The organism is Neorhizobium sp. T25_13 (genome assembly GCF_002968675.1).
Classification (GTDB): Bacteria; Pseudomonadota; Alphaproteobacteria; order Rhizobiales; family Rhizobiaceae; genus Neorhizobium; species Neorhizobium tomejilense.
Genome location: NZ_PVBI01000005.1, coordinates 70,720 through 93,348, shown reverse-complemented (window position 1 = coordinate 93,348; position 22,629 = coordinate 70,720). Strand labels below are relative to the sequence as shown.

General features: G+C 62.6%; 21 protein-coding genes. 9 read left to right on the top strand and 12 right to left on the bottom strand.

Annotated features, from left to right (window positions below; genetic code table 11):
• Position 1 precedes the first annotated feature (1 nt).
• Positions 2 to 928, bottom strand: coding sequence for a tetratricopeptide repeat protein (locus C5J22_RS13165; protein WP_105438588.1), 927 nt, complete (start codon positions 926 to 928; stop codon positions 2 to 4).
• Positions 929 to 1,161: 233 nt separating this feature from the next.
• Between C5J22_RS13165 and pyrC the strand changes: the two genes are divergently transcribed.
• The 4 genes from pyrC (at position 1,162) to C5J22_RS13145 (ending at position 5,289) form a co-directional block, all read left to right on the top strand.
• Positions 1,162 to 2,202, top strand: coding sequence for a dihydroorotase (gene pyrC / locus C5J22_RS13160; protein ID WP_105438587.1), 1,041 nt, complete (start codon positions 1,162 to 1,164; stop codon positions 2,200 to 2,202).
• A gap of 123 nt (positions 2,203 to 2,325) precedes the next feature.
• Positions 2,326 to 3,504: a GGDEF domain-containing protein gene (locus C5J22_RS13155; RefSeq protein WP_105438586.1), complete on the top strand. Its 1,179-nt coding sequence runs from the start codon at positions 2,326 to 2,328 to the stop codon at positions 3,502 to 3,504.
• Positions 3,505 to 3,589: 85 nt separating this feature from the next.
• A complete protein-coding gene (locus C5J22_RS13150; protein ID WP_046664837.1) occupies positions 3,590 to 4,285 on the top strand; it encodes an orotate phosphoribosyltransferase in 696 nt (231 codons plus the stop codon).
• Between the two features lie 77 nt (positions 4,286 to 4,362).
• Positions 4,363 to 5,289 (top strand): carbohydrate kinase, encoded by a 927-nt coding sequence (locus C5J22_RS13145; protein WP_105438585.1) that lies wholly within the window; start codon positions 4,363 to 4,365, stop codon positions 5,287 to 5,289.
• Positions 5,290 to 5,316: 27 nt separating this feature from the next.
• On the opposite strand, the gene C5J22_RS13140 is transcribed toward C5J22_RS13145, so the two are convergent.
• From C5J22_RS13140 to C5J22_RS13125, 4 genes are all read right to left on the bottom strand, one after another.
• Positions 5,317 to 6,162 (bottom strand): class I SAM-dependent methyltransferase, encoded by an 846-nt coding sequence (locus tag C5J22_RS13140; protein ID WP_105438584.1) that lies wholly within the window; start codon positions 6,160 to 6,162, stop codon positions 5,317 to 5,319.
• Positions 6,163 to 6,217: 55 nt separating this feature from the next.
• Entirely contained in the window at positions 6,218 to 7,843 is a 1,626-nt protein-coding gene (gene pgi, locus C5J22_RS13135) for a glucose-6-phosphate isomerase (protein ID WP_105438583.1), read from the bottom strand.
• 87 nt (positions 7,844 to 7,930) lie between these two features.
• On the bottom strand, positions 7,931 to 9,175 hold the full coding sequence (locus C5J22_RS13130; RefSeq protein WP_105438582.1) for an alpha/beta hydrolase: 1,245 nt from the start codon (positions 9,173 to 9,175) through the stop codon (positions 7,931 to 7,933).
• A 137-nt stretch (positions 9,176 to 9,312) separates the two neighbouring features.
• Positions 9,313 to 11,010 carry a long-chain fatty acid--CoA ligase gene (locus tag C5J22_RS13125; protein ID WP_105438581.1) on the bottom strand — a complete coding sequence of 566 codons (1,698 nt, stop codon included), beginning with the start codon at positions 11,008 to 11,010 and terminating at the stop codon, positions 9,313 to 9,315.
• Positions 11,011 to 11,288: 278 nt separating this feature from the next.
• Between C5J22_RS13125 and C5J22_RS13120 the strand changes: the two genes are divergently transcribed.
• Complete coding sequence (locus tag C5J22_RS13120) at positions 11,289 to 11,681, top strand: PRC-barrel domain-containing protein (protein WP_105404153.1); 393 nt, start codon at positions 11,289 to 11,291, stop codon at positions 11,679 to 11,681.
• A gap of 99 nt (positions 11,682 to 11,780) precedes the next feature.
• Entirely contained in the window at positions 11,781 to 12,893 is a 1,113-nt protein-coding gene (locus C5J22_RS13115; RefSeq protein ID WP_105438580.1) for a hypothetical protein, read from the top strand.
• A 20-nt stretch (positions 12,894 to 12,913) separates the two neighbouring features.
• Here the strand turns inward: C5J22_RS13115 and nadE are convergent, their stop codons facing one another.
• Genes nadE through C5J22_RS13100 form a run of 3 tightly spaced genes read right to left on the bottom strand, consistent with a single transcriptional unit; the run spans position 12,914 to position 15,727 of the window.
• On the bottom strand, positions 12,914 to 13,912 hold the full coding sequence (gene nadE / locus C5J22_RS13110; protein WP_105438579.1) for an NAD(+) synthase: 999 nt from the start codon (positions 13,910 to 13,912) through the stop codon (positions 12,914 to 12,916).
• Positions 13,909 to 15,462 (bottom strand): class I adenylate-forming enzyme family protein, encoded by a 1,554-nt coding sequence (locus C5J22_RS13105; protein ID WP_105438578.1) that lies wholly within the window; start codon positions 15,460 to 15,462, stop codon positions 13,909 to 13,911. The genes nadE and C5J22_RS13105 overlap by 4 nt, the downstream gene beginning before the upstream one ends.
• A 10-nt stretch (positions 15,463 to 15,472) precedes the next feature.
• Entirely contained in the window at positions 15,473 to 15,727 is a 255-nt protein-coding gene (locus tag C5J22_RS13100) for an acyl carrier protein (RefSeq protein ID WP_046610902.1), read from the bottom strand.
• Between the two features lie 160 nt (positions 15,728 to 15,887).
• On the opposite strand from C5J22_RS13100, the gene xth reads away from it, so the two are divergent.
• Positions 15,888 to 16,661 (top strand): exodeoxyribonuclease III, encoded by a 774-nt coding sequence (gene xth / locus C5J22_RS13095; RefSeq protein WP_105438577.1) that lies wholly within the window; start codon positions 15,888 to 15,890, stop codon positions 16,659 to 16,661.
• Here the strand turns inward: xth and C5J22_RS13090 are convergent.
• Both C5J22_RS13090 and C5J22_RS13085 read right to left on the bottom strand, forming a co-directional pair.
• On the bottom strand, positions 16,658 to 17,497 hold the full coding sequence (locus C5J22_RS13090; protein ID WP_105438576.1) for a GNAT family N-acetyltransferase: 840 nt from the start codon (positions 17,495 to 17,497) through the stop codon (positions 16,658 to 16,660). The genes xth and C5J22_RS13090 overlap by 4 nt on opposite strands.
• A gap of 24 nt (positions 17,498 to 17,521) precedes the next feature.
• Positions 17,522 to 18,472, bottom strand: a complete 951-nt coding sequence (locus C5J22_RS13085) for a D-2-hydroxyacid dehydrogenase (protein WP_105438575.1) — start codon at positions 18,470 to 18,472, stop codon at positions 17,522 to 17,524.
• 127 nt (positions 18,473 to 18,599) lie between these two features.
• Here C5J22_RS13085 and C5J22_RS13080 point away from each other — a divergent pair, with 127 nt between their 5' ends.
• The gene (locus C5J22_RS13080) at positions 18,600 to 19,715 is read left to right on the top strand and encodes an NAD(P)/FAD-dependent oxidoreductase (protein ID WP_205837178.1); all 1,116 of its coding nucleotides are present in this window, start codon (positions 18,600 to 18,602) and stop codon (positions 19,713 to 19,715) included.
• Between the two features lie 18 nt (positions 19,716 to 19,733).
• On the opposite strand, the gene C5J22_RS13075 is transcribed toward C5J22_RS13080, so the two are convergent.
• Positions 19,734 to 20,660 carry a dihydrodipicolinate synthase family protein gene (locus tag C5J22_RS13075; protein WP_105438574.1) on the bottom strand — a complete coding sequence of 309 codons (927 nt, stop codon included), beginning with the start codon at positions 20,658 to 20,660 and terminating at the stop codon, positions 19,734 to 19,736.
• Positions 20,660 to 21,364 carry a ribonuclease activity regulator RraA gene (locus tag C5J22_RS13070; protein ID WP_038583504.1) on the bottom strand — a complete coding sequence of 235 codons (705 nt, stop codon included), beginning with the start codon at positions 21,362 to 21,364 and terminating at the stop codon, positions 20,660 to 20,662. Before C5J22_RS13070 ends, C5J22_RS13075 begins: the two co-directional genes overlap by 1 nt.
• A gap of 163 nt (positions 21,365 to 21,527) precedes the next feature.
• Here C5J22_RS13070 and C5J22_RS13065 point away from each other — a divergent pair, with 163 nt between their 5' ends.
• Positions 21,528 to 22,559, top strand: a complete 1,032-nt coding sequence (locus tag C5J22_RS13065) for a uroporphyrinogen decarboxylase family protein (protein WP_105438573.1) — start codon at positions 21,528 to 21,530, stop codon at positions 22,557 to 22,559.
• Positions 22,560 to 22,629: the final 70 nt, after the last annotated feature.

Genomic DNA, 22,629 nt, shown 5'->3' with positions numbered 1-22,629 from the left:
TTCAGATTTTCTTGCCGTTGCCGGCCGACTGCTCCATGTCGCCCGGCTTCAGCACCAGCGAATTGACACCTTCGGTCGTCGCGGGGTCGCTCGGACCCGGGACAATGCCCAGTTCCTGCATCTGCATGAATTTATAAGCGCCGAAGACATCGCCTTTCTCGGCAGCCTTGCCGTACATTTCGGCAGCCTTGAGGGCATTGGCTTCGATGCCTTCGCCAGCCTCGTACATCAGCCCGAGATTGATCATCGCATCGGTGTTGCCGCGCTGAGCCGCAAGGTCGTACCAGGCGATCGCCGTCTGGTCGTCCTGCTCCACGAGTTGGCCTTCGTCATAGATCGCGCCGATATTGAAGGCAGCCGTGTCGTCGCCTTCCGCCGCCGCCTTTTCGAACCACGTGAGCGCCCGCTTGACATCCGGCTGGGTGCCGAGGCCATCGCGATAGGCGACGCCGAGATTGTAGGCGGCGAGCACGTTGCCGCCATTGGCGGCCTCGGTATAGAGCTGGAACTCCGACCGTTCGTCGCCGAGCCGGCCCATCAGCATGCCGAAATTCACCTTGGCGGCGGCATATCCCGCTTGGACTGCAACATCGTAGGCGTTCATCGCCTGGTCGGCCTGCTGGGTCTTGTTGAGAGCCCGGCCGAGCTGGTAGGCGAAACGCGGGTTCCCGGTCGCGTCATAGGCCATGCGGCAGGCGTTTACCGCGGTGCCGTCGATATCCGAAATGCCGACAGGCGCAAACTTTCCGTTGCGCTGCTGATCGTAGGGGCTGCCGGCGAGGCGGTCACATTCCGTCTGCACCGCAGAGGTGAGCTGCAGTTTGGCGCGTTCCTCGGCGCCCAGTGAAACCGTCAGGGCGCAGAGCGCGACGGCGGTACCTGTGGCAATTGCAAAACCCCTGTTGACTTTCGAGAGGCGGGATTTCATCTTGCGCTCCGATTTAACTGATCATTCAGATTGCTTAACGAACGCCGGAAGCAGGCACCGGTTCCGCGTGCCTTTCAGGTTTCGTGCGCGAGAAGCCTTTGCATCTCGCACATTCGCGTGAGAAGTAACCTGGATCTCGCCTGCTGGATTGCAGGTTCCTCGCATGATCGGATTGTTTTGTCCGAACCATTGATGTTATGGCGGACTGATCGACCACGTCCGGAAGTTCTCCCATGAAAACGCTCACGCTCCGCCGCCCTGACGACTGGCACCTGCACCTTCGCGACGGCGACGTCCTGCAAGCGGTGATCGGCGATACGAGCCGGCATTTCGCACGCGCAATCATCATGCCCAACCTGGTGCCGCCGGTGGTAACGACCTCGGATGCCAAGGCTTATCGCGAGCGCATTCTCGCCGCCCTTCCGGCTGGCGATCGCTTCGAACCGCTGATGACGCTCTACCTGACGGAGAATACCGATCCGGATGACGTGGAAGAGGGCAAGAGGAGCGGCCTGATCTCGGCCGTGAAGCTTTATCCCGCCGGGGCCACGACCAATTCCCACGGCGGCGTGCGCGATTTCAACAAGGCGATGCCGGTTCTGGAGCGCATGGCGAAGATCGGCCTGCCGCTCTGCGTGCATGGCGAGGTGACCACCCCGGAAGTGGACATCTTCGATCGCGAAGCCGTCTTCATCGAAACGGTGCTCGATCCGCTGCGCCAGCGCCTGCCGGAACTGAAAATCACGATGGAGCACGTGACGACCGCCGACGGCATCGACTACATCAAGTCGTCGAAGGGTAATCTCGCCGGCTCGATCACTACCCACCACCTGATCATCAATCGCAACGCCATCCTGGTCGGCGGCATCCGCCCCCATTATTACTGCCTGCCGGTCGCCAAGCGCGAGAACCATCGCTTGGCGCTCAGGGCTGCGGCGACATCCGGTGATGCGCGCTTCTTCCTTGGCACCGATTCCGCACCCCATGTCGATCCGCTAAAGGAATGCGGCTGCGGTTGCGCCGGCATCTATACGTCGGTCAACACCATGAGCTGCCTTGCGCATGTGTTCGAGGACGACAATGCACTCGACAAGCTGGAGGCTTTCACCTCGCTGAACGGCCCTGCCTGGTATGGGCTGAAGCCGAACCAAGAAACGATCACGCTTGAAAAGCGTGACGAGCCGGTGAAGTTTCCAGCCAAGCGCGACAGCGGCGCCGGACCGATCACGGTCTTCGATCCGATGTTCCCGCTTCATTGGCAAGTGATTGATTAGTAAATTCTAATGATCGCAGATTGATGGAGCTTGGATCGATCCGGTAACCTTTTGGATAGAATCCGGGCTTAGCTTGGCGCCCAAGATTTTCCGGCGGGGATGTACCCGAAGAGAAAGCTAGGCATGATGCTCGACTACCAATCTCTTCTGCTCGCGCTGGGCGTCTCAGCGGCGTGCCTGATGGTGACGCTGTTCGGCACATGGTATTCGCGTCGCACAGATTCCTTCCTTCTCACCCTCGTCATCGCGCTCTGCCTCACGGTTTCGGGCATTTTCGCCTATAGTTCCTATACCGTCGAGGCCGACGTCATGGGTGCCTCGATCGCCTATACGTTCCTGATGGCGGGGTTCGGCACGATCTATGCGGCATCGGTGCAGTTCCGCAGCGGGACGCGGCCCTGGGTCATGGCCGGTGCCATTACTGCCGCTTCCGTGACTTTCGGCCTGCCGTTGATGATCGCCGGCCTCGACGGCCTAGGTTTCGTCGTCATGAACCTTGCCACGGCCGGGCTGCTCCTCGAAACCGCCAGGCAATACTGGTGTGCACGCCGGGAGGCGCCGGGACCGCTCATCGGAATGGCGGTGCTCTACGCCGCCACCGCGGTGTCTTTCGCCCTATGTGCTGTCGTCCTGATCGACGGGCAACAATGGGTGCTGGGCCATGCACCCGACAACTGGGCCGAAAACCTCAATATCGCTGTCTGCATCGCCGGCATGACCGGCATCGGTGCACTGTCGCTGGCGCTGCATCAGTGGCGCATGGCAGCCCACCACCGCCACGAGGCGATCACCGATGCGCTGACGGGGCTTCTCAACCGCCGCGCTCTCTTCGAGCAGTATGGCCATCGCACTCTCGGTCCGTCGACTGCCGTCGTCGTTTTCGATATCGATCGGTTCAAGGCCATCAACGACCAGCACGGCCATGCCGCCGGCGACGAAGTGCTGAGGCTTTTCGCCGACGATCTCAGAAGCGGCACTAAAATTCGCAACACCGTGGCTCGGCTTGGCGGCGAGGAGTTCGTGATGATCCTCGTCAACGCCCTTCCCGGACGGGCCGAGCGGATCGCCAATGACATCTCCCGCCGTTTCGCCGCTCGCGAGATCATCATCGGCGACGCGGTGCTCAAGTGCACGGTCAGCGCCGGTGTCGCGGTCGGTGCCCCGACCGGCCAGCCTTTCGAAACCGTGCTGGGCCTGGCCGATAACGCGCTCTACGAAGCAAAGCGGGCCGGCCGCGACCGCGTGCATGTCGCGGGTTATCTCCGCCCGGTGGACTTGAACGAAACGCGTACCACCGCCTGACTCCCTCCTTATTTTTCGCATCGTCTGGCATACTCTGCCGCATGCTGCTATTGCGGCGCGTGGTTTTGACAAAAGGAGCGGGCGCATGATTCAAACCACATTTCCGGACCGCGGCGTAATGGCCGAACTGATGGCGAAGATGCTCTGGGAGATCGGAGCGGTCCATTTCAGCGCCGACAAGCCCTATAAATTTGCCTCCGGCCTGATGAGCCCGGTCTATATCGACTGCCGCAAGCTGATTTCCTATCCGCGCATCCGCTCGGCGATCATGGATTTCGCGGCCGCGACCGTCATGCGCGACGCCGGTTTCGAGAAATTCGACTGCATTGCCGGCGGCGAGACCGCAGGTATTCCCTTCGCGGCTTTCCTCGCCGAGCGCTTGGGCCTGCCGATGATCTATGTCCGCAAGGCGCCGAAGGGCCACGGGCGCAATGCGCAGATCGAGGGCCATCTGCCAGAGGGCGCGCGCGTGCTGGTCATCGAGGACCTGACGACTGCCGGCGGCAGCATGTTCAAGTTCATCGATGCGATCCGGGCCGCCGGCGCTACCGTCGATCACGGCATCGCGCTCTTCTTCTACGATATCTTTCCGGAGGCCTACGAGCGTTTCTCGAACGGCCAGGTGAAGCTTCATCACATCGCCACCTGGCGTAACGTCCTGGCGGCAGCCAGGGAAGGCAAGCTTTTCGATGACAACACGCTCTCGGAAGTCGAGGCCTTTCTCGACGCGCCGCTGGCCTGGTCGGGACGCAATGGCGGCGTCAGCGAGATCGCGCTCTGAATTTTTGCTCTGGCCTTTTGGCAAAAGCTCGCTTAATCGATTGAAAAACTGCTGAGAAAGCGCGCGGGAGGATTTTTATGATTTTGTGCTGCGGCGAAGTCCTGATCGATATGCTTCCGCGTGACACCACACTCGGTGAAAAAGGCTTTGCGCCTTACGCCGGCGGTGCGATCTTCAACACCGCGATTGCGCTTGGCCGGCTCGGGCAACCGACCGCGTTTTTCACCGGCATTTCCGATGATCTGATGGGTGACGTCCTGCGGGACACGCTGGCAAAGAGCGGCGTGGACTACAGCCTTGCGGCTGTTTCTTCCCGCCCGACCACGATTGCCTTCGTGAAACTCGTCAACGGCCAGGCGACCTATGCTTTCTACGACGAAGGCACCGCCGGCCGGATGATCACCGAGGCCGACCTGCCGGCGCTCGGCGATGACTGCGAGGCCATGCATTTCGGCGCGATCAGCCTGATACCCGAACCCTGCGGCGCGACCTACGAGGCGCTGATGGCCCGTGAGCACCAGAAGCGGGTGATCTCCTTCGATCCGAATATCCGCCCGGGCTTCATCAAGGACAAACCAAAACACATGGACCGCGTCCGCCGGATGGCCGCCATGTCCGACATCATCAAGTTTTCCGATGAAGACCTCGACTGGTTCGGCATGCAGGGCGACCATGACACGCTGGCTGCGTACTGGCTGGACCAGGGCGCCAAGCTGGTGGTCCTCACTCGCGGAGCGGATGGGGCGACCGGCTATACCAAAGACTTCAAGGTTTCTGTACCGAGCGAGCGCGTCACGGTGGTCGACACCGTCGGCGCCGGCGATACGTTCGATGCGGGCATTCTGGCCTCGCTGAAGATGCAGGACCTGCTGACCAAGGAAAAGGTCGCGGGCCTGGCCGAGGACGCCGTGAGCAAGGCTCTGGCTCTGGGCGCAAAGGCCGCTGCCGTCACCGTATCGCGAGCCGGTGCCAATCCGCCTTTCGCCCATGAGATCGGCCTCTAAGTCTTTGATCCCGGAACTGCCGTCGGTTCAGGCCGGCGGTGTCTGGCGTGCAAACAGGATGTGCGGACCTGCATCACCCTTGCCCGATTGCGGTGCGGCGCCGAAATAACGTGCCGCCATGCCTGCAGGGCCGAGATCCTCGATATATTGGAAGCCTATCGTCGTCAGTGCGGTCGCAAGCTCGTCCGGATCGAGCAAAGTGATCCAGGGTTCTCCGGTCGCTGCGACCTTCGCCTTCATGGCCTCTGCGCGGGCACGCCGTTCCGGCGAATAGTTTTCGAGCGGCTCGGAATAGTCGAAGACGATGCCCGTTCCGGCGCCACTCGCCACGAAACGCAGCAACGAGAAAACGGTGTGGCGCTCCAGATAGGGCACGACGCCGAGCCAGATATAAAGAGCAGGCTGGTCGAGGCGAAAGCCCTCCGCCGCCAGCCGTTCGCCAAGATCCTCGCGCTCGAAATCGACCGGCACGAAGACGAGGTCGGCAGCAAAGCCCGCGGCAGCCAACCGCTCCCGTTTCCAGGACTGGGTGGCAGGATAGTCGACCTCGAAGACCGCGAGGCCCAGATCGCGATAGGGGTTGCGCAGCCCGAGCGTATCAAGCCCGGCGCCGAGCACGACGACTTGTCTCAGACCGCGTTCGACTTCTGCGGCGAGACAATCATCCGCGAAACGGCTGCGCGCTGCAACGAACAGCCGGAACGTCCGCTCGGACGGATTGAGTGCTCGTGCGTCGGCTTCCGCCAACGCCTCTTCGTCCAGGATCACCCGAGCATAAGGGTCCCTGAAAACGGAGCCATGATCGGCAATCTGGTGGGCGGCGCGATGGCCTGCGACTGCGCGGGCCGTACGGCTGGGTTCTTTGCCTTCCATGAAACCCTCTCTCTGCGCAAAGGAAATATCTCGGCCCCCAAGGAGGGTCGAGGCATCATTTCCGGGCAGCGAGCAAGGCCTTCACCAGCCCCTGCGTCGAGGCGTCGTGGCCGGCAGCACTTTCCTTACCTTCCACGACGGGCAGCAGGCCGGTCGCCAGTTCCTTGCCGAGCTCGACGCCCCACTGGTCGAACGAGTTGATGCGGAACAGCACGCCTTCGACGAACACCCGATGTTCGTAGAGCGCGATCAGCCGGCCGAGCGCAAACGGTGTCAGCTTGTCGTGGACGAAGGTGATCGAGGGGCGGTTGCCGGTGAAGACGCGATGCGGCGCGATGAAATCGGCCTGTTTGTCGTCCATCCCCTTCGAGGTGAGCTGAGCCTTGGCCTCAGCAGCCGTACGGCCCTTCATCAGCGCTTCCGACTGCGCCAGGACGTTGGCGATCAGCAGCTCGTGCTGGTGGCGCAGATGCGGCTCGAAACTGTTGGCGGCGATCATGAATTCGGCCGGGATGACGGTCGTACCCTGATGGATAAGCTGGTAGAAGGCGTGCTGGCCGTTGGTGCCGGGTTCGCCCCAGACCACCGGGCCGGAATTGCCCTCGACCGGGGTGCCGTCGATCGTCACGCCCTTGCCGTTCGATTCCATGTCGAGCTGCTGCAGATAGGCCGGGAAGCGCAACAGCCGTTGGTCATAGGGCAGGATGGCGCGCGACGGATATCCGAGAACGTTGCGGTGATAGAAGCCGAGCAGGCCGAGCAGCATCGGCAGGTTCTGGCGCACCGGCGCGGTGCGGAAATGGGTGTCCATCGCATGAGCGCCGTCCAGGAACTTGCCAAAATTCTCACGCCCGACGGCGATCATCAGCGGCAGGCCGATCGCCGACCAGATAGAATAACGCCCGCCGACCCAGTCCCAGAACCCGAAGATGCGGTCGCTGTCGATGCCGAAGGCGGCGACCTTGTCGAGCGCGGTGGAGACGGCGCAGAAGTGATGCCCGACGGCTGCTTCCCCGAGCTTGTCGGCGATGAAGGCGCGCGCCGAGGCCGCATTGGTCATCGTCTCGATGGTCGTGAAAGTCTTGGAAGCGACGATGAGCAGCGTCGTTTCCGCATCGAGCAGCTTCAGCGTGTCGGCGATATGGGCGCCATCGACGTTGGAGACGAAATGCGCCCGCGGGCCGTCGTGGAACGGTGCGAGCGCCAGGGTGACCATGACCGGGCCGAGATCGGAACCGCCGATGCCGATATTGACGATATCGGTAATCTTTTTACCCGTTGCGCCCTTCAGCGCGCCCGAGCGGATGCCGTCGGCGAACTTGCCCATGGCGGCGAGCACGCCGTTGACATCCGGCATCACGTCCTTGCCGTCGACCAGAACAGGCGTATTGGAGCGGTTGCGCAGTGCCGTATGCAGCACGGCGCGGCCTTCGGTGAAGTTGATCGCAACGCCCGAGAACATCTCCTCGCGCTTGGCCGCTACACCGCCGGCATCCGCCAGCTTTTCGAGCAGTGCCATGATCTCGTCGTTCACGGCCGTCTTGGAATAGTCCATCAGAAGATCGTCGAAAACGGCGCTGAACTTGGCGAAACGGCTGGAATCGGCTGCAAAGGCTGCGCGGATATCCGTGGCATTGGTTTTCGCGACGGTGGACTTCAGGTCTTGGACGATGGCCTGCATGGGTGATTCCTCGGCACTCTGAACGGGATGATCGGGAACCTATTCCGTTTTGATGTCAAATCAAGCACGGCCGCGCCGACGATGCGTTTATTGTCCGACCGCCGTTCCCACGGCATTGCCGATCGAGTTGCCGAAGCGGTCGACCTGGTCCTTGTAGTTTCGGCGGGTGGCCGGATCGAAGATCGCGATCGGCGTGCTAACGGCAACGCTGGCGGCGCTGCCCACGGTCTGAGCCGTGCCGAGGGCCACGGCGCCGAGCGTCTCACCGAGCCCGACGTCCGAGTCGGTCACCGTCTGCCCGGCGATCAGTCGGTTGCCGATCAGCTTCACCACCTCCGGGCTTTCGGCGAATTTTCCGTGGTTCAGCCGGTCGCCGGTCTTCAGCGCGGTGAGGTCGAGAACCACGATGCCGGCTTTCTCGAATTCGCTGCGATAGGGCTCGACGGTCGGATCCACCTGGCCGAGCCGGTCGATATTGCCGGAAATCCGTCGCGACAGGCTGAGCGCCCGGTCGTCGCGGGAAACGAACAGAGTGAAATGCGGCCGCTTTTCGCCGATCTCGGCAAGCTGCTGACCGAACACGTCGACATCGAGGTCGGGGGAGGCGAGGATGACGTTCTGGATCTTCGGCGCCACGCGGCCGTCCCGAATTGCCATCTGGCGGAGCGCCTCGACGGTCAGCCACGATCCCATCGAATGGGCCATGACGGTGATTTCCCCGACATTCGGCTCTTTCGCCAGCCGGCGCAGCATCTCCTCCAGCGCATCGCGGGAATAGTTGGTGCTTTCCTTGTCGTAGTTATAGGCGAAGATGCTGCCGCGCGACGGCCAGGTGAACAGGACCGGAGCCACGTCGGCTTTAGAGTCGTGGACGATCTGGGCAAAGCGGTAGACGGCGTCCTCGTAGCGATTGTTGAAGCCGTGCACGAAGACGAACACCCGCCTGCTCTTGCCCAGGTGGCCCTTGAGCCAGGATTCAGCCGCCGGGGTGGCAAGCGGCGTCACGGAAACCGTCGCGAACTCCTTTGCAGGATTGGCAGGCAGCTTCGACGGCCACTGCACCTGCCCAATCTCTCGGGCCTTGTCCGGTGGGATGGAGACCGCAATCTCGGTAACGACGGGTTCCTTGCCGCGCTCGCCGGAAAACAGCACGCCGGGCGTCTCGGTCGGGCGTCGCGTGGTTGCCACCAGCACGTCGACCGTCGAGGTCCCGGCGGCCTGTGTCTGGGTCGGAATAAGCACGCCTTCGGGGCGCCCCGCACAGCCTGCAAGGACGCTCAGCACCGTGACGACGGCAATCACACGAAACGAAACTCCGGCGCGGCTTTCCAAGCGAACTCCAACATGCTTTGACCAGCCCCCACGGAAAGGGCTAATCAAGGACTGCCGCATCGTCCACCGCTAACGGTAGGATTCCGGCTTTACGACACACGCTTGGTCGTCATCTGTCGCAGCGTTGCAACGGTAGGTTAGCCGCGTAGCTCCCGCCGCAGGATCTTGCCGACATTGGATTTCGGCAGCTCGGTGCGGAATTCGATGAAGCGCGGGCGCTTGTAGCCGGTGAGGCTGGTCACGCAATGGGCCTTAAGGTCCGCCTCCGTCAGGTTGGGATCCTTCTTGACCACGAAGAGCTTCACGGCCTCGCCGGAATGTTCGTCCGGCACGCCGATCGCCGCACATTCCAGCACGCCGGGATGGGTCGCGACGACCTCTTCGACTTCGTTCGGATAGACGTTGAAGCCGGAGACGAGGATCATGTCCTTCTTTCGATCGACGATCTTCGTGTAGCCCTGGCGGTCCATGTAGCCCATGTCGCCGGTCCGGAAATAACCGTCCGCCGTCATGACCTTGGCGGTTTCGTCCGGGCGGTTCCAGTAACCGGCCATCACTTGCGGGCCGCGGATGCAGATCTCGCCGACATCACCGAGTTCCACCTCGGAATCGTCGTCGTTACGGATCGAGATTTCCGTGGACGAGATGGGAAGCCCGATCATGCCGCTGAATTCGGTGGCGTCGAGCCGGTTGGCGGTGGCGACCGGCGAGGTTTCCGACAGGCCGTAACCCTCGGTTATCTGGCTATGGGTCATCTTCAGCCAGCGCTCGGCGACCGGCCGCTGTACCGACATGCCGCCCCCGAACACGAGCAACAGCGAGGAGAAGTCGAGCTTCTGGAAATCCGGGTTGTTCATCAGCGCATTGAACAGCGTGTTGAGCCCGGGGAAGATGTGGATCTTGTATTTCTGCAGTTCCTTGACGAAGGCCGGAATGTCGCGCGGATTAGCGATCAGGATATTGTGGCTGCCGGTCGCAACCCCCATCAGCGAATTCACCGTCAGCGCAAAGATATGATAGAGCGGCAGGGCGCAGACGAACTGGATCTGCTCCGGGCGCGGTTTGTTGAGGAAGGCGGTTTCCAGCCACAGGGCCATCTGCTCCTTGTTGGCGAGCAGGTTGGCATGCGTGAGGATCGCGCCCTTGGAAACGCCGGTCGTGCCGCCGGTATATTGCAGGAAGGCGATATTGTGAGGCGAGACCTCGACCGGTTTCATCGTTTGCCGGGCGCCTGCGGCAATCACCTGTTTGAAGCTTCGGCTCGATGGCAGCGACCATTCCGGCACGAGCTTCTTCACCTTGCGCACGACCAGATTGACGATATGGCCCTTCAGGCCGAGCATGTCGCCCATCGTGGCGACGACCACTTGGCTGATCTCCGTCTGCGGCAAAGCCTGCTGCACGGTATGGGCAAAGTTTTCGAGAACGAAAATCATCTTGGCGCCGGCATCTTTCAGCTGGTAGGCCAGTTCGCGCGGGGTGTAGAGCGGGTTGACGTTGACGACCACCATGCCGACGCGAAGGATGCCGTATACGATCACCGGGTTCTGGAGAATGTTGGGCAGCATCACCGCCACGCGGTCGCCCTTGACGAGGCCCTGGGCCTGCAGCCAGGCGCCGATCTTGCGGCTTTCCGCTTCGAGCTGACGGTAGGTCAGCGACTTGCCCATGCTCGAAAAGGCGGGACGGTCCGCATACCGGGCGCAGCTGTCCTCGAAGAGGTCTCCAAGTGAATGATGGTGCAGCGGCGGGATCTCGGCCGGCACCGTCGGCGGATAGGAGGCGAGCCAGATCTTGGGTGGATTGGCACCGGTACGTGCGGTGACTTCGTTCATGCCGACCTCCTCTATCGTTCTTGTTGTTGTCCCGCGCTTTCCCGGCGCGTGCGGCTCAGGTCCTCCACCTTCCCGCGAACAACAGATTATGCCATGCCGCGACAGCATCAAGCCATCCGCACAGATTTAAACAGCTATCTGCCTTTGACGTAAACGTCAACGAACCCCCCGACGTTCGTATCCAGGTGTAATTGAACCGACAGCGGAACATCCCAAAGGATCGGGCGTTTTCCATCCGGTGCGAAATGCACGAGGAATCACGAAAAGGAGGTGCGCAAATGTTGCATCAAGAACCACGAGCCGGACAGGACCCCTATGTCAAGGACAGCCCATCGCTGATCGCCAGCGACAAGGTTGAAGGGACAAAGGTTTATGGCGCCGACGGCAAGCATATCGGCTCCATTGTCCGCGTGCTTCTCGAAAAGCGCGGCGGTCGCGTCGGTTATGCGGTCCTCAGCTTCGGCGGCTTTCTGGGTATCGGCGACGACTACTACCCGCTGCCCTGGGAAAAGCTTCGTTACGACGAACAGCTCGATGGCTACCGCATCGACTTGACCAAGGAGCAGATCACCGGCGCCCCGCGTTACCGCGATCTCGATGACGATACCTGGTACAACGACAAGGGCCGGACGATCTACGACTATTACGGCATTCCGCCGTACTGGATGTAAGCGTTCCGCCAATGGAACTCCGGAGGCTCCGCGTTGCGGGGCCTCTTTTCGTTTATTTAATTCCTCCTGATGCAAGGTCCTCGCGACAAGGGGACGGCGATGACGGGAAAGACGGAAGCGGGCACGGTCCGCGATTTCGAGCGCGGTGATATCGAGGCTGTAGCGCAGCTTTTCCAGGAGACGTTCCGCAAAACGAATGCGCCGTCGCCCTCATTGATCGCCTATCTGGAAGAAGCCTTTTTCGATCATCCCTGGGCGGAGCCCGATATCCGTTCGAAGGTCTTTGCCGGCACTGGTGGAAGGGTCTCCGGTTTTATCGGCGTCTTTCCGTCGCGGCTGGAACTTGAAGGCCGGCCGCTTCGGGCAGCCTTTGCCGGTTCAATGATGGTCCAGAACCCGAAGGAAAATCCACTCGCAGGCGCACGGCTGCTGCGCTCCTTCCTCGCCGGTCCGCAGGATATCTCGCTGACCGAGACCGCCAATTCCACGGCGCTCGGCATGTGGCAGAAGGCTGGCCATCCGCTTGATCCTGGCTACAGCATGAATTGGCTGCGCATCCTGCGTCCGGCGTCCGCAGCGGTCGAGGTCCTGGCCAGGCGGTTGCGTCCCGCGGCCCTCCTGCGTCCCCTCGGCCGGCTCGCCGACCGTGGCTCGGCTCTGGTCCGTATGACGCCTCTTCGGCCGGCCGAACGCAGCGCCTCGAAGATCACGTTCCGCGATGTCACCCGCGAGGAGTTCGGCACGGCGCTTCTGACGCTTGTCTCGAACTATCCTCTTCGCCCGCGCTGGGATGATCGTTCATTGGGGTGGTTCTTGGATCAGGCGGAAAACAAGCGGAATTTCGGCTATCCGGAATGGCGCGTCGGCTTTGCTCCCGACGGACGACCGGTTGCGGCCTATGTCTATTTCGCCGGTCCCGGCGAGATCGCTTGGCTGCTGCAGGCCTTGTCGGCGCCGAACGCGGCAGCGGAAATGGTCGACGACCTGTTTGCCCACGCTTACGAAATGGGATGCTCCGGCATACGCGGCGGCGGGCATCCATGGCTGATCCCGACGCTGATGAGCCGCAAGACGATTTTCTACGGCCGATCGTTCTTTGTCGCGCAGGCGCGCGACAAGAGCCTGCTGGAGCCAATCAGGTCTGGCCAGGCGCTGATCAGCGGCCTTGCCGGTGAAAGCTGGACGCGCCTGATCGGCGACCGGTTCGACTGAGCTTTCTCAGCCGAGCCCACTTAACCGAGCATAGTCACCGGTTCGGCATGCAGATATTCCGCCACCTTCCGCTTCGAGGCGATATTGCGCCAGACGGCATCGACTTCATCAGGCGCCAGCCCAGCAGCCTCGCCGACCTCTTCCCGCGCAATCCCGTTGTCGAGCCCGTAGAGGCAGAGATCCATCCGGTCATAGGGAAGCGAGAAGTAATACTCGTCCTGGCCCTGCGGCAGCGACCATGTGTCCGTCGTCGGCGGGCGCCGGCGAATGTCCGCCGGCACGCCGAGCGCTTCGGCAAGCTGGTAGACCTGGCTCTTGTAGAGATGCGCGATCGGCTTGAAGTCCGCGGCGCCATCGCCGTTCTTCACGAAGAAGCCCTGATCGTATTCGAGCCGGTTCGGCGTGCCGGCGACGGCAAAGTTCAGCCGGTCGGCATGATAATACTCGATCTGCTTGCGGGTACGCTGTTTCATGTTGGCGGCCGCGATCATGCCCAGATAGACCTCGAGCGGCATGCGATGGCGGCTTTGTTCGCCAGCCGGATTGGCGACCACCAGCCAGGAAATATTGTAGCCGCGGCCGGTCAGCGCATTCTCCAGCACCACCTTGCAGCCCCAGCCTTCGGAAAATTCCGGGACGATCTGGCGGATGAAGCCGTCGCGGCGGGTATAGCAGCCGGCTGCGGCAAGCGCCGGGCCGATATCTTCGAGCACGGTCTCCACGCCGACCGTTTCCGCCAGCGCCTTGCCGAGCTTCAGGCTGTCCGGATCGGAATCGTGCTCCGGCATGAAGATGCCCGTCACCTTGCCCGGACCGAGCGCGCGGGCGCAGAGAGCCGCGGTGACGCTGGAATCGATACCGCCGGACAAGCCGAGCACCGCGCCGCGCTTGCGCAAATCCTTCAGCACCGTCGCGCGCAGCCAGCCGCAGATGCGCTCGATCTCGGCCTCCGCATCGAGCTTCAGCGTCTCGGCCGAGAATTTTCCCGCCCTTTGGGCCTGCTTCAGGCTCTGGATCATGCGACATTCCCCCGTGTGACTGTGTTTGTTTCATCCGCGCCGAGCCGGATCTTGCCGGTCGTCGTGCGCGGCAGCGCGTCGCGGAACTCGACGCTTTTCGGCACCATGTAATCTTCGAGCAGCTGAGCGCAGTGGCGGATGATTTCCCGCTCGGTAAACGTCATGCCGTCCTCCACCACCACATAGGCGCGGACGACCTGGCCGAAGATCGGATCGTCGATGCCGCCCACTGCCGCTTCCTTGATGCCGGGCAGCGCATAGAGGGCGCGCTCGACTTCCTGCGGGCTGACCTTTTCTCCGCGTGTCTTGATGATGTCGTCGCGCCGGCTGACGAAATAGAGAAAACCGTCCGCATCCATTTGGAAGAGATCTCCGGTGTGCAGCCGCCTGCCGCCCGCAACCGGCGAAAGTGCCCTTGCCGAGGTCAGGCCGTTGCCCCAGTAACCGGACATCACATGCGGCCCCTCGACGACAAGTTCGCCGATCGTGCCCGGAGGGGCGGGCCGTCCGTCCTCGTCGATCACGAAAGCGTTGGTGCCGGGAATGGCGCGGCCGACCGAAAGCGGCCGGCGGGAGACCTCTTCAGGCGGCAGGTAGGTGGCACGCAGACATTCCGTCTGGCCGTACATCAGGAAAAGCCGGATATCCGGGAAAAGCTGCTGAAGCCGCTCGACAAGGGCCGGCGGCATGGCCGCGGCGGCGCTGGTGATGGTGCGCAGATGTGGCAGGAAACCCGGCTCCAGATCCTTCATGCCGGTAATCAGGGCGGCCATCGGCGGCACGAGCGGGAAACCCGTCGCCTTCACCTCCGCCAGCCGTTCGAGGATCTTCCGCGGAAAGGCGAAGCTCTTTTCGAGAACCAGCGTACCGCCGGCCATCACCATCGTCACCACCTGCGTGATGCCATAGCCGAAGGACAGCGGCAGGACGCTGAGCACGATGTCCTCGGACGTATTGCCGAGATAGGCAACGATCGCTTCGCAGGCGGCGCCGACATTGGCGTGGGTCAGCATGACGCCCTTCGGCTGGCCGGTGGAGCCCGAGGTGTGAAGCAGCAGCGCCAGCGCTTCGGTGTTGTCGAATTTCCCGAGTGGTACCGAAACCTCGTCGCGGACCAGATCTTCGAACCGCAATCCATGACCGAGATCGTCGCCGGTATCCGCCTGGGCGACGATCGTCAGCGGCTGCATCTTCGCCATGGCGATGGCCGAATTCATGGTTGCCCGCTGACGGGCATGGGTGATGACCGCGGAAGCCTCGGTGCTGGTGAGAATGACAGAGAGCTTTTCCGCCTTGATCGACGGATAAAGTGGGCAGGGCACGGCACCCGCCTTCCAGAGGCCAAAAAAGCTGACCACCGCCTCATGGCTGTTGTCCAGCACCATCAGCACCCGGTCACCGGGCTTGATGCCGCCGCCGGCAAGGCTTGCGGCGAGGCGATCGGACAAGGCATCGAGTTCTGCGTAGGTCAGCCGGACGTCGCCCGCGATGAGCGCGAGCTTTGTCCCGAAACGTCTGGCACTATCGCGGAGCCTGGCCTCTATGCGCACCGGCGCAGCCTCAGGCCGCTGCCAGCTTGATCGACAGGTAGCTCGTCATGTTGTCGATACTGTCGAGGTTTTCCGGAACGATTTCATCGTCGGCGACGGTGATGCCGTAGGTCTGCTCCAGGAAGGCGATCAGTTCGAGCACGCCGGTGGAATCGATCACGCCGCTTTCGAGCAGCGACTGGTTGTTGGAAACCTGCGCGTCGGCCCTGAAAAGAAAATTTTCCGCGATGAACTCGCGCACGCTGTTTTCGATTGCTTCCGCCATCGACGGCCCTCTCCACAAATGGTTTTTGCCGCGCGAATGCGGGCGCGGTCGATTGAGAGGGCATCTTCCAGACTATCCCTGAACGTTTTGCTAATTTGTAAAACGCTTTTGTCCACAAGCTTAACCGCATCCAAATGCCGCCCTCGACGTTGATGCATCCATGAAGATCGCGACCTTCAATGTGAACGGCGTCAACGGGCGCCTCGGCCTTCTCCTGGAATGGCTTGAGGAGGCGACACCGGACGTGGTCTGTCTGCAGGAGCTGAAGGCGCCGCAGGAGAAGTTTCCGACAAAGGCGATCGAGAAGGCGGGTTACGGCGCAGCCTGGCACGGCCAGAAAAGCTGGAACGGCGTCGCAATCCTTGCCCGCGGTGCCGATCCTATCGAGACGCGTCGGGGCCTGCCGGGCGATCCGGAGGACCTTCACAGCCGCTATATCGAAGCCGCGGTGCAGGGCGTACTGATCGCCTGCCTCTATGCTCCGAACGGCAATCCCGCCCCAGGGCCGAAGTTCGCCTACAAACTTGCCTGGTACGAGCGGTTTCTGGTGCATGCTCAGGCGCTGCTGGAAACAGGTGCGCCCATCGTCCTTGCCGGCGACTATAACGTCATGCCGACCGATCTCGATGTCTACAAACCGGAACGCTGGCGGGATGACGCGCTGTTCCGGCCGGAGGTACGAGAGGCTTTCTCCCGGCTGCGGGAACAGGGCTGGACCGACGCGATCCGCAAGCTGCACCCGGGCGAGCGCATCTATACGTTCTGGGATTATTTCAGGAACGCCTGGGGCCGAGACGCCGGCCTGCGGCTCGACCACCTGTTGCTCAGCCCCTCGATTGCCGACCGGTTGCAGGCAGCCGGCGTAGACCGCCACATTCGCGGCCGCGAACATGCGAGCGACCACGCGCCGGCCTGGATCGAACTCGGCGACTAGGTGAGATCGATCGCCATCTCGGACTGGGTGAGGCTACTTTTCCGCCAGCCGATCCGCCGCATGAAGCGGTCGACCAGGCCCTCCGGCACGTTTTCGATGATGAAGAGCCGGCGGCCCGGATAACGGGCGGCGAGAGCATCGGTCAGCGACCGGCCAAACCCCTGCCGGCGATGGGCGGGATCGACCGCGAGGCCGAGGAGCCGGATATCCTTGCCCAAGTCATCCAGGAGCACGGCCGCCTTGTCATCGAGCGCGAACCCTTTCAGCGGCGCGCCGGCACTCTCGAAACTCCGGGGATCCGTCTGCCAGGAGAGACCGGCATCGGCGAACTTTGCGAGCATCGCCGCGGCCGTCTTCAGGTCGCTTTCCTTGGCCGGCACCACATCCGGAGCGGCAAGCTTGCGGCTGCGGCCGAAGCCCACAAGTTTGCGGGTAATCACGAAGCCGAGCGACAGATAGAGATCGCGCGCCCGCTCATTGGTGTTGATCACCTCGAGGATGAGTTTTCGGTCGCCGCGCGCCTTCGCCGCATCGATGGCGCTGAGCATCACGCTGCGTCCGAAACCGCGGCCGCGGATCGTCGGCCCCATGCCGATCGCGCCGACCCGCGAAAGATCGCCCCGCCGGCCGATCAGCAGAATGCCAGCCGGCTTTTCGCCGTCGAAATAAACGAAGCTCTCGTCAAGATCGACATGATCGCGTTCGATGCGCAACTGCAGCGACGGGACCGTCACATTCATCGGCACCACATAGCCCGAAAAGCCGGCGGCAAAACCTTCAGCCGCCTCTTCCAGGCTGCAATCCGACAAGCGGCGATGGGAAATGGCGGATGTCATGACCTCTCTCCCGAGCGTGTTGCCTCAGAGCACGTTGGACGGCGAGCCCTTTTGGAAATTCTCGACATGGGTGATGACCTGCGCCCAGAGCGTCTGCATCGCCTCGTCGCTCGCCCAGGCCACATGCGGGGTAAGGATGAAGTTCGGCCGTTCCAGGATCGTCAGCAGCGGATTGTCCGGTGCCGGCGGCTCCTTGGTCAGCACGTCGAAACCGGCGCCGCCGATCAGGCCCTCGTCGAGCGCGGTCACCAGATCGGCCTCGTTCACCAGGCCGCCGCGGGCGGTATTGATGATCAGCGGATGCCGCTTCATCTTTCGGAACTCGGGCAGGCCGATGAGGTCGCGGGTCGCCGGCGTCAGCGGCATGTGGAAGGTGATGATGTCAGACGTTTCCAGCACCTCGTCGAAGGCGGTGTAGCCGGGCTCGACCTTTTCCGCATCTTTCCGGGCCGCGAAGATGACCTTCATGCCGAACGCCTCGGCGATCTTCGCCACCGACTTGCCGAGCGTGCCGCGGCCGAAGATGCCGAGCGTCGAACCGGCCAGATCCTTGATCGGATGGTTGAAGAAGCAGAACTGGTTGGCGCGCTGCCATTCGCCGGCGATCACGTCCTGGCGGAAACCGACGATCGAACGGCGCAGCGCGAAGATCAGGCCGAATGTATGCTCCGGCACGGTGTTGACCGCATAACCGCGCACGTTGGAGACGGTGATACCGCGCTCCTTGGCGAAGGCGAGGTCGATCACGTCGTAGCCGGTCGCGGCGACCGCAATCATCTTCAGCTTCGGCGCATTGGCGATCAATTGCTCGCGCACCGGCGCCTTGTTGGTGATGACGATATCGGCATCCGCGATACGGGAAGCTACGTCCTCCGGCGCCGTCTTGCCGTACTCTACCCATTCATGAGCGAACGCGGGCCGGGTGATCGTCACCGAAGGTCCGATCGTGTCGCGGTCCAGAAACACGACCTTCATCGCGAAAATTCCTGCATGATTTGAAACTCCTCCCAATCGAACCCACGGCGGCCGAAGCTCTGGCCGCAATGGATTTCTCGTATATCATCCCGCCCGCCGACCGGAAGGCAAAAGTGCGGAGAATGGCATGGGTGAAGTGTTGACGCTCGATTGCGTCGTCATCGGCGGCGGCGTGGTGGGGCTGGCGGTGGCCCGCGAACTGGCGATTGCCGGCCGCGAGGTCGTGCTCCTGGAAGCCGAGCCGATGACCGGCAGCATCACCTCTTCCCGCAACAGCGAAGTCATCCACGCCGGGCTCTATTACCCGACCGGCAGTCTCAAGGCCGAACTTTGCGTCGCCGGGAAGGAAAAGCTCTACGATTACTGCCGCGACCGACATATTCCGCACAAGAGATGCGGCAAGCTGGTCGTCGCCTCGAACGAGGCCGAAGTCGCCTATCTCGAAAAGCTGCTGAAGCAGGCGCAAGCCAATGGCGTCGACGATTGCCGGTTGATCGACGGCACCGAACTTGCCCGCCTCGAGCCACAGATCACGGGCTTTGCAGCACTCGTCTCCCCCTCGACCGGCATCATCGACAGCCACGGCCTGATGGAAGCCTATATCGCCGACATCGAAGCGCATGGCGGCAGCGTCGTGCTGAACTCGCCCGTCCTTGGCGGCGGGCTTCTATCCGATACGGTGCGGCTTTCGGTCGGCGGCCGCGATCCCGTAGAGATCGAGGCGAACCTGGTGGTCAACTCGGCCGGCTTAAGCGCCTGGGCGATCTCCGAAAGCATGATCGGCCTCGACAGGAGAACGATCCCCGAGCGCCACTATGCAAAAGGCTGTTACTTCTCGCTGACCGCCCGCGCGCCGGCGGAACGGCTGATCTACCCAGTGCCGGAGACCGGCGGGCTCGGCGTCCACCTGACCCTCGATCTCGCCGGCCAGGCGCGGTTCGGCCCGGATGTCGAATGGGTGGAGACGATCGATTACGACGTCGATCCCCGCCGTGCCGAAAAGTTCTATGGAGCGATCCGCCGCTACTGGCCAAATCTGCCGCACGCCGCCCTGCAGCCGGCTTATTCGGGCATGCGGCCGAAAGTAGTCGGTCCGAACGGGGGAGGGGCCGGCGACTTCATCATTCAGGGGCCTGAAACGACCGGCCACCCGGCCTATGTCGCGCTTTACGGCATAGAAAGCCCTGGCTTGACTGCCTCCATGGCGATCGCAGAGAGAGTGGCGCGCCTGACCTCGCGATGAGGGCAGGCGCTGGCCGCCTCAAAACGCCGCGCGCTTGTCGTGCTTTGCGAGCCGGGTGAGCAGATAGTCAACTTCGGCCTTGGCGGTGGCAGACAGCATCTGCGCCGGTTTGCGCTGCGCATCCGAGGTGATGACGCCGCGCCGTTTCAGCACGTGCTTGCGGATCGCCAGGCCGATGCCGGCCTGCTGCTCGTAGCGGATCAATGGCAGATGCGCATCGAACAGGTCATGCGCCTCGTCGCGTTTGCCGGCGGCAAATAGGCCGATCAGTTCCGTCAGCATGTCGGGGAAACCGTAGCCGGTCATTGCGCCGTCGGCACCGCGTTCCGGTTCGAAATCGAGGAACATGCCGCCATTGCCACAAAGGATCGAGAAGGCGCGCAGTTCGCCCGCCTTCTGCATGGCGCGCAGCCTCGACACCTTTTCAAGCCCCGGCCAGTCCTCGTGCTTCAGCATCAGGCAGGACGGGTGGTTGGTGATGATCCTGGCGATCACGCCCGGCGACATGACGACGGTGAGCGTCAGCGGATAATCCTGCAGCACCCACGGCACGTCGTCGCCGACCGCTTCGACGGCGCCGGCGAAATAGCTGACGATCTGGTCGTCGGTGCGCAACGCAGGCGTCGGGGCGATCATCACGCCGGCAGCGCCCATGTCCATCGCATTGCGTGCCAGCGACCGCATGCCCGCAAAGCCCGGCGCCGAGACGCCGACGATGATCGGAATTTTGGCGCGAGAGACGACCCGTTTGATGATGGCGCGGCTTTCGTCCGGCTCCATCTTCGGCGCCTCGCCCATGATCCCGAGAATGGTGATGCCGGTGCAGCCGCTCTCTTCATAAAAATCCGTCAGCCGATCGATCGAGGCAAAATCGATCGATCCGTCTTCGAAAAACGGCGTGGTGGCGATGGCGTAGACGCCTTTGGTCTCGATCCCGAAGGTCATTATTGGGCGTCCTTCCAGGCCTGATAGCGGGCTTTTGTTTCGGCGTTCATCGGATAGAGGCCGGGCAGCGGCACGCCCCGGTCGACCTCGGTCATGATCCAGCCTTCCATCCGTTCCTGTTCCGGCGCCTCGGCGACGACCGCGTCGAGCAGCTTGGCCGGGATCAGCACCGCGCCGTCATCATCCACGACGACGATATCATCCGGAAAAACGGCAACGCCGCCGCAGGAGATCGGCTCCTGCCAGCCGACGAAAGTGAGGCCCGCGACGGAAGGCGGAGCAGCGATACCATCGCACCAGACCTTCATGCCACTGCCGAGCACGCCTTCGGCATCACGCATCACGCCGTCGGTCACAAGCCCTGCCACGCCGCGCTTCGCCATCCGGGAGCAGAGAATATCGCCGAAAATGCCGGCGTCGGTAACGCCGAGCGCGTCAGCCACCGCCACGCAGCCTTCCGGCATGGCCTCGATCGCCGCGCGGGTGGAGATCGGCGAAGCCCAGCTTTCCGGCGTCGCGAGATCCTCGCGGGCGGGCACGAAGCGCAGTGTGAAGGCCGGCCCCACGACGCGGCCCTGGCCCGGCTTCAGCGGCTTGGTGCCGCGCATCCAGACGTTGCGCAGGCCCTTTTTCAAAAGCACCGTGGTCAGCGTGGCGGTGGAGACACCTTTCAGCGTCTCGATGATCTTGGGGTCCAGCGGCATGAATTCTCCTTGGGAATCTTGAATGCCGCCTTCGCAGGCGGCGGGCGATATTCGGTCGCGACTTCTTGTTCGTCAAGGAACTAACGCCCCCGTCGTCATTGACACGACAGCCGTCTGTCGAGGTATAACGTCTTTCAACACTGACACATGGGAGGATGAGACAGTGCTTTTTCCAACGACACTCGTAGGCAGTTATCCGCAGCCGGAATGGCTGATCGACCGCGCCAAGCTTGCGGGCCGTTTCCCGCCGCGCGTCCGCGCCAGGGAACTCTGGCGCATCCCCCAGGAATACCTCGCCGAGGCACAGAACGATGCGACGATCATGGCGATCAAGGCGCAGGAGGAAGCTGGCCTCGACATCATCACCGATGGCGAAATCCGCCGCGAGAGCTATTCCAACCGCTTCGCGACCGCGCTGGAAGGCGTCGATCTCGACAATCCGGGCTCGGCGCTTGATCGTTCCGGCCACCCAAACCCCGTTCCGCGCATTACCGGCAAGATCCGCCGCAAACACGCGGTCGAGGCCGAGGACGTGAAATTCCTGCGCAGCCACACGGACCGCAAGATCAAGATCACCGTTCCCGGCCCCTTCACCATGTCGCAGCAGGCCCAGAACGATTTCTACAAGTCGGAAGAAGAAGCCGCCTACGATTACGCCGACGCGGTGAACGCCGAGATCCGCGATCTCTTTGCCGCTGGCGCCGACGTGGTGCAGATCGACGAGCCCTATATGCAGGCCCGGCCGCAGAAGGCGGAACAGTATGGTCTCGCGGCGCTCAACCGGGCGCTCGACGGCGTTCAGGGCACGACGGCCGTGCATATCTGCTTCGGTTATGCGGCCATCATCCACGAGCGGCCGTCAGGCTATTCCTTCCTGACCCAGCTTTCGGGCTGCTCCTGCCATCAGGTGTCGCTCGAAACGGCGCAGTCGAACCTCGATTGCTCGACGCTGACCGGCCTTTCCGGCAAGACGCTGATGCTCGGCGTCATCGACCTGTCGGACATGAATATCGAGACTCCGGAAACCGTCGCCGACCGCATCCGCCGGGCGCTGCCTTACGTCGAGGCGAAGAACATCATAGTCGCGCCCGATTGCGGCATGAAATACCTGCCCCGCGAGGTCGCCTTCGGCAAGATGAAGGCGATGGTCGAGGGCGCCAAGATCATGCGCCGGGAACTCGGCGAGACTGCCTGATCTTCCAATTGAGTGCGTGGATAACAGGGGCGATTGCCACGGCAATCGCCCTTTGTTTTGCGGTCTTGGC